Here is a 13,436-nt window from a genome sequence, read left to right as displayed (position 1 = left end):
ATCGCAGTTCCTGTAGGAGCTGCCGAAGGCTGCGATCTTTTGATCTTAAAAAACAAAAGATCGCAGCCTGCGGCAGCTCCTACGTGTTTCTTACGACCCAGTGCCACCCACGGTGATCGCATCGATCTTCAACGTTGGCTGGCCGACACCCACCGGCACCGACTGCCCATCCTTGCCACACGTCCCCACGCCGCTGTCCAGCGACAGGTCGTTACCGACCATCGACACCTTGCTCATGGCTTCAGGTCCGTTGCCGATCAACGTTGCGCCTTTGACCGGGGCCGTGATCTTGCCGTCTTCGATCAGATACGCTTCGCTGGTGGAGAACACGAACTTGCCGCTGGTGATGTCGACCTGACCACCGCCCAGGTTGGCGCAGTAGATGCCGCGTTTTACCGAAGCAATGATCTCCTCCGGATCGCTTTCGCCTGCCAGCATGTAGGTGTTGGTCATGCGTGGCATTGGCAAGTGTGCGTAGGATTCGCGACGACCGTTACCGGTGCGGGCCACGCCCATCAGTCGCGCGTTGAGCTTGTCCTGCATGTAGCCTTTGAGTACGCCGTTTTCGATCAACGTGGTGCATTCGGTCGGTGTGCCTTCGTCGTCGACACTCAGCGACCCGCGACGGCCGGCCAGCGTACCGTCATCCACGATCGTGCAGAGCTTGGACGCAACCATCTCGCCCATCCGCCCGCTGTACGCCGAACTGCCCTTGCGGTTGAAATCGCCTTCCAGACCGTGACCGACAGCTTCGTGCAGCAGCACGCCGGACCAGCCAGAACCCAATACCACTGGCAACGTACCCGCAGGCGCAGGAATAGCTTCGAGATTGACCAACGCCTGGCGCAGCGCTTCACGGGCGTACCCCATGGCGCGGTCATCGCTAAGGAAATAACGGTAATCGGTACGACCACCGCCGCCATGACCGCCGCGCTCGCGACGCCCGTTCTGCTCGACAATCACACTGACATTGAAGCGCACCAACGGCCGCACATCAGCGGCCAGGCTGCCATCCGTAGAGGCTACGAGGATGCGTTCCCAGACACCGGCCATGCTCACCGTAACCTGTTGGATACGCGGATCAAGGGCCCGGGTCGCGACGTCGATACGCTTGAGCAATTCGACTTTTTCCGCACGGCTCATCACTTCCAACGGGTTGTCGGGACCGTACAGCTGCGCGACATCTTGCGTGGTGAACGCTTGCACGGTGCCGTTCTGCCCGGCGCGGGAAATCGAACGCGCCGCGCGAGCCGCTGCGCCGAGGGCTTCGAGGGTGATGGCGTTGCTGTAGGCGAAACCGGTTTTCTCCCCCGATTGCGCACGCACGCCGACGCCTTGATCGAGGTTGAAGCTGCCTTCCTTGACGATGCCGTCTTCCAGCGCCCAGGACTCGGAGATCTGGCCCTGGAAATACAGGTCCGCGGCATCGATGCCCGGGCCGGCCAGATCGCCGAGCACACCTTGCAGGCTCTCGATGGTTACGCCGCCGGGCGCCAGGAGGTGTTCACTGACTGAGGACAACAACTCGCTCATATGCTTTACGCCTTAAATTCGTCGTTCTGAGGCAGGTCGCTGTGCGCCCTGCGAGAAAAAGCGCCGGTGACTGGACACCGGCATCCGCGCCCTTATGGACGCCTGTTCGCTGCTATCGCGTTCGGCCAGCAGCACGGCCTCGCCTTTATCCTGCTGCGCCAACACCCGGCCCCAAGGGTCGATGATTGCGGCATGGCCCCAGGTTTCTCGGGGGCCGGGATGCTTTCCACCCTGGGCCGCCGCGAGCACGTAGCATTGTGTCTCGATGGCCCGGGCCCGGATCAACACGTCCCAATGAGCTTCCCCGGTCACGGCGGTAAAGGCTGACGGCGCGGTGATCAACTCCGCACCGGCAGCACGTAATTCGCTGTACAGCTCCGGGAAGCGCAAGTCGTAACACACCGTCAGGCCAACTCGGCCGACAGGTGTATCCGCCACCACGACGCCACTGCCATAAGCATAGTCATCGGATTCGCGATAACGCCCGCGAGTGTCTGCCACATCCACATCGAACAGGTGGAGCTTGTCGTAGCGCGCCACTGTTTCGCCCTGATCGTCCACCAGCAACGAGCAGGCATTGGCTTTTGCCGTCGGTTGATCAACCGGCGGCAACGGCAAAGTGCCGGCCACTATCCACAAGTTGAGGTCGCGGGAGGCCTGTTTCAACCAGGGAAGGATCGGTCCGTCGCCCAATGCTTCGGCGCGACCGATGTCAGCGATGTCTCGACGGCCCATGGCGGCGAAGTTTTCCGGTAGCACCGCAAGGCGCGCGCCACTTTCAGCCGCCTGTTCAAGCAGACGTCGAGCCTGGGCCAGATTGGCCAGTACATCGCTCTGGCTGACCATTTGAATCACCGCTATGGACATGGCCTTTTCCTTACTTGAAATCAATACAGGAGCTCGGCGTCGTAGGAGCTGTCGAGTGAAACGAGGCTGCGATCTTTTGATTTTGATCTTTAAAGTCAAAAGATCGCAGCCTCGTTCCACTCGACAGCTCCTACAGGGTTTGGCGTTGGCGCATTAACAGCTACCGCCATGCTACTCCATCGGACCAAAGACATGATTTCAAAAAGGCTTGTCGAAGGTGATTTTCGGCTCTTTCCACGGGCCTTTGACGGTGTACTTGACGCTGGCGAACCGCGACACACTGTCACCAATCAGTTTGTCGATCAGGAACAAAGCACCGCCGATAGCCGGTGCGCCGACGATCAGCGCCGCGATCGGCAGGTTGTTGGTAACCGGCAAGGTGACCATCAGCTTGGCGTCGACCTTGTCGCCCACCAGGTCCAGCGTCCCATTGAGTTCGATGTTGCTGGACGGCCCCGTCATCCGGATCGGCTCACGGGTGACGTACACACCGTTTGTCGCCACCAACAGGCCTTTGACCCGGTCGTAACTCAAGCCTTTGCCAAACAGGTCGGAGAAATCCAGGCGCAGGCGTCGACCGATAGAATTGAAATTAAGCAGGCCAAACACTCGCAAGGCCTGGGCACCACCTTCAATTTCGACAAACTGGCCTTTATTCAACGACGCATCGAGGGTGCCGGAGAAGCGCTTGGTGGCCAGCCAGGCAGGTGAGCCCGGCCAGCGACCGTCGACATCCATATGGAAATCTTCACTGGTGACACTCGGTGCAAACCCCCAGCCTTTCAACACATCAGCGAGGTTCTTGCCACTGATCCGGCCTTTGTACCAACTGTTCGAAGCACCGGGCGTGCCCTCCCAGCCGCCGCTACCCTGCAACAAGATCCCCTTGAGCCCAAGATCCAGCGTATTCAGCGCAATGCCCTTGGAAGTCGGACGGACCTTCAGTGACCAGGCGCCCACCAGATCCTTTCCCTGGTACAACTGATTAATGGTGATATCCAGTGCCGGGATTTTCGTCGGGGCCACCGAGGCCAGCGGGTCTGGCGAATTTTCGTCGGCGAGGACCGTCGGATCCGGTGCGGGCAAACGTACGGTTTGCAGATTGATCGCAATCGGTGCGGATTTCGCATCGGGAAGACCGACCGAACCCTTTACCTGCTGACTGTCGAGCTGCAACGCCCACGCGGCCGGTCTGCGATTGACCTGCACAGACGCCTGATCAAGCGTCGTGCCGAAAGCGCTGAGCTTGCCGATTTTCAAGTCTGCGCTGCTGAGCAACTGCTTGGCACTTCCTCCCGGATCCTGGCCGGCGTACTTGTCCGCCAGGTCTTTCCAGGGGCCCACATCCAGCTCCGACAATGTGCCCCGTACTCGAAGGCCTTTGGCGCCCGGCACAACAGCTTGTCCGCCACCAAGCAGCAATTCACCGCGACCGTCGGCGAAGTTTCCGGCCGGTGCTTCATAGGTAAAGTTCGCCAACTCGCCGTAATTGACCCAGTAGCGCCGATCCGTACCTTGCAGGGTCATGCGGAATGTCGTGTCGCGACCGGTGTCAGCCGTCATGCCGAAGGGAGCCGGCAAATCAACGGCGACGCCTTTGAGATTGGAGCTGACCAGTAACTGGCTGTCAGGGCCGCCGATGTTCAGTTGCAGTTGATAAGGAATCAGGCCGGACACCGGCAATGGCTGGGTGACGCTCAGCCACTCCGTGAGTTTCTTGACCTCCACCTGACCCGATGCCGTCACACGGGTCTTGAGATTACCCGCGCTGCCGTCCGCAAAAATCTGTGCACTCACCGGTTTATCGAAAGCGCGCGCCGAAATGTTTTGCCCGCTCAGCCCCTTGGCGCTGTCGAAACGGAAATCTCCCTTGAGCTGCGTCAGCTCCAAGGCGGGGTCGCGCAATTTCAGTCGTGCCTTGGCGGTCTTGAAGTCGACAAGAATCTGCGGCTGCTCGCCTTTGGCCAGTGGAATATCCAGTTTCAATTTACCTTGCAGCTCGCCCTCGCCTTCCCAACCGGCAAAGGTTTCCGCAGTGCCTATCGGTGCTGTCTGGAGGATCTTCAGACCATCGCCCAGCACGCCAGAGAATGCGCCATCGAGGAACAGATGACTGTTCTTGCCGGCAGGAACGTGGGGAATGTTGACGTAAATATCGCGAACCTGGGTGTCGAGCAATTGCCCCTGGCTGGCGAGAATCCGCACGCCGCTGTCTTCGATGAAAACGTCGCCGCTGACCTTGCTCACATGTGGCCATCCCGGCTGAAAGGCCAGTTCGGCGTCGTGAACCTTGAAGAACAGGCTGATGCTGCGCGCAGTGTCAGCGGCGCCATGGTTCAGCGAGCCCTGATACTGGAAGAACCCTTCGTCCACGGCCCCTTTGAGAATGGCAGTGAGCAGCCATTCGTCCAGGGCCGGGCTCAGTACCTCAGGCAAGTATTTCGCTGTGTATTTGCCATCACCATCCACCAGGCCGACCCGCAGGTCCATGTAGTCTTCCTGGGTATGGTCGAAATGCAGGCGGATCAGGAAATCGCCGGCAATCTTGCCCTCTTCACCCAGGACCTTCAGGTAGGGCGCGATCAGGGTGAAACCTTCTTTATCGAGCTTCCAGGTCAATCGGGCGTTGGCCTGAATGTATTGCCACGGCTTGGCGAAAATCGGATCGAGGTGCAGGGAAAAATCCTTGCTGTCCATGCGCAGCTCGCCCTGACCCAGGTCGCCGCTGATACTGCCACTCACATTACGCGCCGCAGGAGCGCCGTGGTACGCATCGAAGCCTACGCGGTCGAGGTTGGCGGCGAAGCTGAACTTGCTGTTGTCCGTCGCGTTGGGCCGGAAATCGATCAGCACGTTACGCAGGCCACCCGTAACCTTGAGACGCTCGACCGCCGTCGCCACGCCTTCGGGCAGTGGTCCCAGCGCGTTCAGTAGCGGGGTCAGCGGAGTCAGGTCCAGACGATCGGCTTGCAGGTGCCACAGTTCATCGGACTTGTCAGTGGCTGAAGTCTGCTTGAGCTGCAGGCGGGTCTCCCAACGGGTTTCGCCGAGGTTCATCGACAAAGAATCCAGCGTCACCAGGACGCCTTCGGAACTGCGTTGAAAATAGCCGTTGAGCGCCAGATTGTTGATCTGGACCGGTTTGCGCTCGGCGTAGGCACCCTTGAGTTGCGGTGCATTCAACCGAACGGCACCACTTTGCAGAGCGCCCTTGTTCCAATTGAACCAGAGTTCTCCCCCGGCCTTGATCTCGGAAAAATTCCATTGCCGGGTGAGACGCTCTGGCAGCCACTTCGACCAATCACTTTGCGGCAGACTGAGGTAGGCATCGGCCTCGCCATTCTGCCAATCGCTGGCCCGGATGCGAGTGCGCAAGCTCAAGGCCACTGGCTGACCATCGGGCAGGGTCAGTCGGGCATCGATTCGTTGGCGTGAAGCGCCGGTTTTCAGATTTACGCCGACGTACGTCAGGGTCAGCGGAGGATGATCCAGTGGCTGCAAGGTCACCTGGCTGTCGAGAATCGACAGCTGCTGAACCATCTGCATGCGATTGAGCAACTGCTCCGGATCCAGCGGTTGATCCTGCTGGACCGGCAAACCTTCCAGCGCCCAATGACCGTCCTCGCCTTCCTTGAGGCTGATCTTCAGGCCGTTGAGTTCGAGATGAGCGATGCGCACTTCACGAGCCAGCAAACTGGCCCACAGGTCAGGCACGGCGCGCACCTGATCCAGACGCAGCGAATTCGCGCCTTCACCTACCATTACATCGTGAGCAAGAAGGATGGGCGCAAAGCCGCTCCAGTTTCCTTCCAGTTCACCGATGTGCAGCGGCATACCCAAGGCAATACCAGCCTTGTCCTCGACCTCGGCCCGGTATTCGGCAACCAGCGGGGTCAGCTCCCGGCCGAGGCTGACGTAAAGCGCCATCAGCACCAGAATCAACGCGCACAGGCCCAGACCCCAGCGGGTCAGTGCGGCCAATATGCGTGTCAGACGGTCCATGTCAGTTGGCTCCCGTGGCGTTAAAACTGCAAAAAGCTGAGGCCAGCTGTTCTAGTCGGTGTGCAACATAACGTTTCAGAGCAGCACCACGTCGTATTGTTCCTGGGAATACATGGTTTCCACCTGGAATCGAATGGTGCGACCGATAAATCCTTCCAGCTCCGCGACATTGCCCGACTCCTCATCGAGCAGACGATCGACTACTTTCTGGTTCGCTAATACACGATAGCCTTCCGCCTGATAGGCGCGAGCCTCACGGAGGATTTCGCGGAAGATTTCGTAGCAGACGGTTTCCGGCGTCTTGAGCTTGCCGCGACCCTGGCAACTGCTGCAGGGCTCGCACAGCACTTGCTCGAGGCTTTCGCGGGTGCGCTTGCGGGTCATCTGCACCAGGCCCAACTCGGTGATGCCGATAATGTTGGTCTTGGCGTGATCGCGTTCCAGCTGCTTCTCGAGCGTGCGCAGCACCTGACGCTGGTGCTCTTCATCTTCCATGTCGATGAAATCGATGATGATGATCCCGCCAAGGTTGCGCAGGCGCAGTTGCCGAGCAATGGCGGTTGCCGCTTCGAGATTGGTCTTGAAGATGGTTTCTTCGAGATTGCGATGACCGACGAATGCCCCGGTATTGACGTCGATGGTGCTCATGGCTTCCGCCGGATCCACCACCAGGTAGCCCCCGGATTTGAGCGGAACTTTACGCTCGAGGGCTTTCTGGATTTCGTCTTCAACGCCGTACAGATCAAAAATGGGTCGTTCGCCAGGGTAGTGTTCCAGACGATCGGCGATTTCCGGCATCAGTTCGGCGACGAACTGTGTGGTTTTCTGGAAGGTTTCTCGGGAATCGATACGGATCTTCTCGATCTTCGGGCTGACCAGGTCGCGCAAGGTGCGTAATGCCAGACCGAGGTCTTCGTAGATCACACTGGGTGCGCTGATGGTTTTTATCTGGTCGTTGATCTGGTCCCAGAGCCTGCGCAGGTAGCGGATGTCCATCAGGATTTCATCGGCACCGGCGCCTTCTGCCGCGGTCCGCAAGATGAACCCGCCGGCTTCCTTGATACCTTCCTTTGCCACGCAATCGGTCACCACTTGCTTGAGTCGTTCACGCTCGGCTTCGTCTTCGATTTTCAGCGAGATACCGACGTGCGCGGTGCGCGGCATGTACACCAGATAACGCGATGGAATCGACAATTGCGTCGTCAGGCGCGCGCCTTTGGAGCCGATAGGATCCTTGGTGACTTGCACGACCAGGCTTTGGCCTTCGTGAACCAGCGCGCTGATGCTCTCGACCGCCGGGCCTTCTCGCAGGGAAATTTCCGAGGCGTGAATGAAGGCAGCACGGTCCAGGCCGATGTCGACGAACGCCGCCTGCATACCTGGCAGTACCCGCACGACCTTGCCTTTATAGATGTTGCCGACGATCCCGCGCTTTTGCGTGCGCTCGACATGAACTTCTTGCAGGACACCGTTTTCAACCACCGCCACGCGCGATTCCATCGGCGTGATGTTGATCAGGATCTCTTCACTCATGGCAGGGTCTCGTTCAGGCATGTTCACGATAATGGCCGCATCTTGTCATTACGACGCTCAGAGCGCGTTAAGGGTTTGCCAACAGGGTATGCCGAAATGGCCCAGCAGTTCTGCGGTTTCGCACAGCGGCAATCCGACCACCGCCGAGTAGCTGCCATTCAGCTGGGCAACAAACACCGCGCCGAGCCCCTGAATGCCATAGCCACCCGCCTTGTCCCGAGGCTCACCGCTGATCCAGTAGGCCGCTGCTTCTTCAGGACTGATGTTGCGAAAACGCACCTGACTGCGCACCACCCTCGACTCGCATCGCTCTCCATCAAGCAGTGCGATGGCTGTCAGAACTTCATGTTCACGTCCGGACAACATCATAAGCATGGCGCACGCGTCAGCTTCGTCCACCGGCTTGCCAAGAATTTTCCCGTCCAGTACCACGGCAGTATCGGCACCCAGCACGCAACACTCTGCGGCGGACAGGACTGCGCTGCGCCCGGCCACGGCTTTGCCGCGCGCCAGGCGCTCGACATAAGCCGATGGGGATTCATGAATCAGAGGGGTTTCATCGATGTCCGCGCTGATGGCGGAGAACGGCACGCCAATCTGCGTGAGCAGTTCGCGGCGACGTGGCGAGCCTGAGGCGAGGTAAAGCTGTTTCATCACGACATCTCCCTGTCCAGTGCCCTGTCTCACAAATGCTGTTCCTTATTGGCGAGACAGGTCACAGGTGCAGGCCAATGCCTGACCGGATTAATTGATTTTGTAGCGTCGACGCAAACCGCGCAAACCGTAGCTGATCCATGGCCAGAGCAAGGCACTGACCAGTGCCGGCAATACCAGCGCCAACGTTGGCTGACGATTGCCGGTCAGGGCGCTGAGCCACAATTGAACGAGTTGTGCGAGGCCGAAGATCACCAGGATCACCAGGCTTTGCTGCCACATCGGGAACATCCGCAGGCGCTGTTGCAGCGACAGCACCAGGAAGGTGATGAGTGTCAGGATCAACGCGTTTTGCCCCAGCAAGGTGCCATACAGCACATCTTCAGCAAGGCCCAGGCACCACGCAGTGACCATGCCGACTTTCTGCGGCATCGCCAATGCCCAGAAGGCCAGCAGCAGTGCCAGCCACAAAGGACGGAGAATTTCCATGAACTGCGGCAACGGTGAAACGCTGAGCAGCATGCCGATGGCAAACGTCAGCCAGACAATCCAGCCATTTCGGGAAGCAGTCGTACCGACCATTATTCTCGTCCCCCAGTGGAAGCCGGCGCGGTGACAGGCGGTTTGGCAGCAGGCTTGGCGGCAGCGGGTGGTTTGGCAGGAGGTTTGGATGCGGCAGGTTTGGCCGGGGTCGGCGCTACCGGTGTTGCCGGTGTTGCGGCAGCCGGCGCTACAGGAGCGGCAGGAGCCGCTACCGCTGCAGGCACAATGGCCGGTTTCGACACAGTGGGAGGAATAACCGGACCACCACCATACTGATCCAGCGCCTCCTGAGCCTGGGCGGCTTCATTGGCGCGCTCTTCGGCTGTACGACCGTCGCTGAACACCAGCAGCAAGTAGCGGCTGCGGTTCAATGCGGCAGTGGGTACGGCCCGAACAATGGCGAAGGGTTGACCGGAATCGTGAATCACTTCCTTGACCGTCGCTACGGGATAACCCGCCGGGAAGCGCTGACCCAGGCCGGAGCTGACCAGCAGATCACCTTCCTTGATGTCGGCGGTATCGGCCACGTGACGCAGTTCCAGGCGTTCCGGATTGCCGGTACCGCTGGCAATCGCCCGCAGACCGTTACGGTTCACTTGTACCGGGATGCTGTGAGTGGTGTCGGTCAGCAGCAGGACGCGGGAGGTGTAGGGCATCAACTCCACCACTTGGCCCATCAGGCCACGGGCGTCGAGCACCGGCTGGCCGAGGACCACACCGTCGCGCTCACCTTTGTTGATGATGATGCGATGGGTGAAGGGGTTGGGGTCCATGCCGATCAACTCGGCGACTTCGACCTTTTCATTGACCAGTGCCGAGGAGTTGAGCAACTCGCGCAGCCGAACGTTCTGCTCGGTAAGGGCTGCAAGCTTCTGCATGCGGCCCTGCAACAGCAGGTTTTCAGTCTTGAGTTTTTCGTTTTCTGCGACGAGTTCGGTCCGGCTGCCAAACTGGCTGGCCACACCCTGCCATAACCGCTGTGGCAGGTCGGTGATCCAGTAGGACTGCATCAGTACCAGCGACATTTGGCTACGCACTGGCTTGAACAGTGTGAAGCGGGCATCGACCACCATCAGCGCGACCGATAGCACGACCAGCACCAACAAGCGCACGCCCAGTGAAGGCCCTTTGGTGAAAAGCGGTTTAATAAGCCGCTCCTCCCAGGCAAATGTTTTCTTTATTCATACGGCATCAAACCGGCCTGGATGCAGACTGACAGAAGATAAACGCCAACAGGCAGCACTGCAAAGTGCTGCCTGCGCGCTCAACAGCATAGATGCATGCCAACGATTTACTCGCTGGAAAGCAGATCCATGGTGTGTTTATCCATCATTTCCAATGCACGGCCACCGCCGCGAGCAACACATGTCAGCGGGTCTTCGGCAACGATGACTGGCAGACCGGTTTCCTGGGCCAGCAACTTGTCGAGGTCACGCAGCAAGGCGCCACCACCGGTCAGCACCAGGCCACGCTCGGCGATATCGGAAGCCAGCTCCGGAGGCGATTGCTCCAGCGCGCTTTTCACAGCCTGAACGATGGTAGCCAAAGACTCTTGCAGAGCTTCCAGCACTTCATTCGAGTTCAGGGTAAAGGCACGAGGAACACCTTCTGCCAGGTTGCGACCGCGAACATCAACTTCGCGCACTTCGCCGCCCGGGTAGGCCGTACCGATTTCCTGCTTGATGCGCTCGGCGGTGGATTCGCCGATCAGGCTGCCGTAGTTGCGACGCACGTAGGTGATGATCGCTTCGTCGAAGCGGTCACCGCCAACTCGCACGGATTCAGCGTAAACCACACCGTTCAGGGAGATCAGTGCGATTTCGGTAGTACCACCACCGATGTCGACAACCATCGAACCGCGGGCTTCTTCAACCGGCAGGCCGGCGCCGATCGCAGCGGCCATTGGTTCTTCGATCAGGAACACTTCACGAGCACCGGCACCCAGGGCCGATTCACGGATGGCGCGACGCTCAACCTGAGTGGATTTGCATGGAACGCAGATCAACACACGCGGGCTAGGCTGCAGAAAGCTGTTTTCGTGAACCTTGTTAATAAAGTATTGCAGCATCTTTTCGCAGACGCTGAAGTCGGCGATCACGCCGTCTTTCATCGGACGAATGGCAGCAATGTTGCCCGGCGTACGGCCGAGCATGCGCTTGGCCTCGGTGCCAACGGCAACGACACTTTTCTGGTTACCGTGTGTCCGAATGGCCACAACCGATGGCTCATTCAGGACGATTCCGCGCTCGCGCACGTAAATAAGGGTGTTGGCAGTGCCCAGGTCAATGGAGAGATCGCTGGAAAACATGCCACGCAGTTTCTTGAACATGGGGAAAGGACCCTAGGCAACGCGTGGGTAAAAAAGTGCGGCAAACTCTAACAACGACAGGGATTTTGGGCAAGGCGCCAATATGTTAAATTGGCCGCTTTTCTGTGCACCAACCCCCACAATCGCGGCCTTATGACCGTAGAAATGCGGTAGTGTTCCGACAATCTAACACACGGACGCCGTCCGTTCTGTTTTCCACTGGAGATTCCCATGGCGCTTGAACGCTCCGACGTGGAAAAAATCGCTCATCTGGCCTGCCTTGGCCTCAATGATGCCGATCTTCCACACATCACTTCGGCCCTTAACAGCATTCTCGGGCTTGTCGACGAAATGCAGGCGGTCAATACCGACGGTATCGAGCCGCTCGCCCACCCACTGGAAGCCAGCCAGCGCCTGCGTGCAGACGTCGTGACCGAGACCAATCACCGCGAGGCTTATCAGTCCATCGCACCAGCGGTCGAAAACGGCCTGTACCTGGTTCCGAAAGTCATCGACTAAAGGGAAAGAGCCTGCAATGCATCAATTGACTCTGGCCGAGATCGCCCGCGGACTCGCCGATAAAAAGTTTTCCTCCGAAGAGCTGACCAAAGTCCTGCTGGCGCGCATCGCCCAGCTCGATCCGCAGCTCAACAGCTTCATCAGCCTCACCGAAGACCTGGCGCTCCAGCAGGCGAAAGCTGCTGACGCACGCCGGGCCAATGGTGAAAGCGGCGCCCTGCTCGGCGCGCCGATCGCCCACAAAGACCTGTTCTGCACCCAGGGCATCCGCACCAGCTGCGGCTCGAAGATGCTCGATAACTTCAAGGCACCGTACGACGCCACCGTCGTTGCGAAGCTCGCCGCTGCGGGCGCTGTGACCCTTGGCAAGACCAACATGGACGAATTCGCCATGGGTTCGGCCAACGAGTCCAGCTACTACGGCGCCGTGAAAAACCCGTGGAACCTGGAACACGTGCCCGGCGGTTCGTCCGGTGGTTCGGCGGCAGCCGTTGCCGCCCGTCTGCTGCCCGCCGCCACCGCGACCGATACCGGCGGCTCCATTCGTCAGCCCGCAGCGTTTACCAACCTGACCGGCCTGAAACCGACGTACGGTCGTGTTTCGCGCTGGGGCATGATCGCTTATGCCTCCAGTCTCGATCAGGGCGGCCCGCTTGCCCGCACCGCCGAAGATTGCGCGATCCTGCTGCAGGGCATGGCGGGTTTTGACGCCAATGACTCCACCAGCATCGACGAACCGGTGCCGGACTACAGCGCCAGCCTCAACGAATCGCTCAAAGGCCTGCGCATTGGCGTGCCGAAGGAATACTTCAGCGCCGGTCTCGATCCGCGCATCGCCGAGCTGATCCACAACAGCGTCAAGGAGCTGGAAAAGCTCGGTGCCGTGATCAAGGAAATCAGCCTGCCGAACATGCAGCACGCGATCCCTGCGTACTACGTGATCGCCCCGGCAGAAGCGTCCTCCAACCTGTCGCGCTTTGATGGCGTGCGGTTTGGCCATCGCTGCGAAGACCCGAAGAACCTGGAAGACCTGTACAAGCGCTCCCGTGGCGAAGGTTTCGGCCCGGAAGTCCAGCGCCGGATCATGGTCGGTGCCTACGCCCTGTCGGCCGGTTACTACGACGCTTACTACCTGAAGGCGCAAAAAATCCGCCGTCTGGTGAAGAACGACTTCATGGCGGCCTTTAATGAGGTCGACATCATCCTCGGCCCAACCACGCCGAACCCGGCCTGGAAGCTCGGCGCCAAGAACAGCGATCCGGTCGCTGCGTACCTGGAAGACGTCTACACCATCACCGCCAACCTTGCCGGTCTCCCGGGCTTGTCCATGCCAGCAGGTTTTGTCGACGGTCTGCCGGTCGGCGTGCAACTGCTCGCTCCGTATTTCCAGGAAGGTCGCCTGTTGAACGTTGCCCACCAGTATCAATTGAATACTGACTGGCACACCCGCACCCCAACCGGCTTCTGAGGAGAAACA

At 59.4% G+C, this 13,436-nt stretch carries 10 protein-coding genes; 2 read left to right on the top strand and 8 right to left on the bottom strand.

Annotation, left to right across the window (positions count from 1 at the left end):
• Window positions 1-90 precede the first annotated feature (90 nt).
• From tldD to mreB, 8 genes are all read right to left on the bottom strand, one after another.
• Entirely contained in the window at window positions 91-1,533 is a 1,443-nt protein-coding gene (tldD, locus tag ACA063_RS03990; RefSeq protein WP_194691406.1) for a metalloprotease TldD, read from the bottom strand.
• Between the two features lie 12 nt (window positions 1,534-1,545).
• The gene (locus ACA063_RS03985) at window positions 1,546-2,400 is read right to left on the bottom strand and encodes a carbon-nitrogen hydrolase family protein (RefSeq protein ID WP_497664857.1); all 855 of its coding nucleotides are present in this window, start codon (window positions 2,398-2,400) and stop codon (window positions 1,546-1,548) included.
• A 198-nt stretch (window positions 2,401-2,598) separates the two neighbouring features.
• Window positions 2,599-6,402, bottom strand: a complete 3,804-nt coding sequence (locus ACA063_RS03980) for a YhdP family protein (RefSeq protein ID WP_497664856.1) — start codon at window positions 6,400-6,402, stop codon at window positions 2,599-2,601.
• A gap of 75 nt (window positions 6,403-6,477) precedes the next feature.
• Window positions 6,478-7,935 carry a ribonuclease G gene (gene rng / locus ACA063_RS03975; protein ID WP_162439239.1) on the bottom strand — a complete coding sequence of 486 codons (1,458 nt, stop codon included), beginning with the start codon at window positions 7,933-7,935 and terminating at the stop codon, window positions 6,478-6,480.
• Window positions 7,936-7,992: 57 nt separating this feature from the next.
• On the bottom strand, window positions 7,993-8,589 hold the full coding sequence (locus tag ACA063_RS03970) for a Maf family protein (RefSeq protein WP_497664855.1): 597 nt from the start codon (window positions 8,587-8,589) through the stop codon (window positions 7,993-7,995).
• 90 nt (window positions 8,590-8,679) lie between these two features.
• Entirely contained in the window at window positions 8,680-9,171 is a 492-nt protein-coding gene (mreD, locus tag ACA063_RS03965; protein WP_045061471.1) for a rod shape-determining protein MreD, read from the bottom strand.
• A complete protein-coding gene (mreC, locus tag ACA063_RS03960; RefSeq protein ID WP_497666474.1) occupies window positions 9,171-10,280 on the bottom strand; it encodes a rod shape-determining protein MreC in 1,110 nt (369 codons plus the stop codon). Before mreC ends, mreD begins: the two co-directional genes overlap by 1 nt.
• 143 nt (window positions 10,281-10,423) lie before the next feature.
• Complete coding sequence (gene mreB / locus ACA063_RS03955; protein ID WP_002555108.1) at window positions 10,424-11,461, bottom strand: rod shape-determining protein MreB; 1,038 nt, start codon at window positions 11,459-11,461, stop codon at window positions 10,424-10,426.
• A 210-nt stretch (window positions 11,462-11,671) separates the two neighbouring features.
• Here mreB and gatC point away from each other — a divergent pair, with 210 nt between their 5' ends.
• Window positions 11,672-11,959 (top strand): Asp-tRNA(Asn)/Glu-tRNA(Gln) amidotransferase subunit GatC, encoded by a 288-nt coding sequence (gatC, locus tag ACA063_RS03950; protein WP_007901429.1) that lies wholly within the window; start codon window positions 11,672-11,674, stop codon window positions 11,957-11,959.
• A 16-nt stretch (window positions 11,960-11,975) separates the two neighbouring features.
• A complete protein-coding gene (gene gatA, locus ACA063_RS03945) occupies window positions 11,976-13,427 on the top strand; it encodes an Asp-tRNA(Asn)/Glu-tRNA(Gln) amidotransferase subunit GatA (RefSeq protein WP_497664854.1) in 1,452 nt (483 codons plus the stop codon).
• The last annotated feature ends 9 nt before the right edge of the window (window positions 13,428-13,436 follow it).

The organism is Pseudomonas sp. LBUM1643 (assembly GCF_059716215.1).
This window is presented reverse-complemented; position numbering and strand designations above follow the sequence as displayed.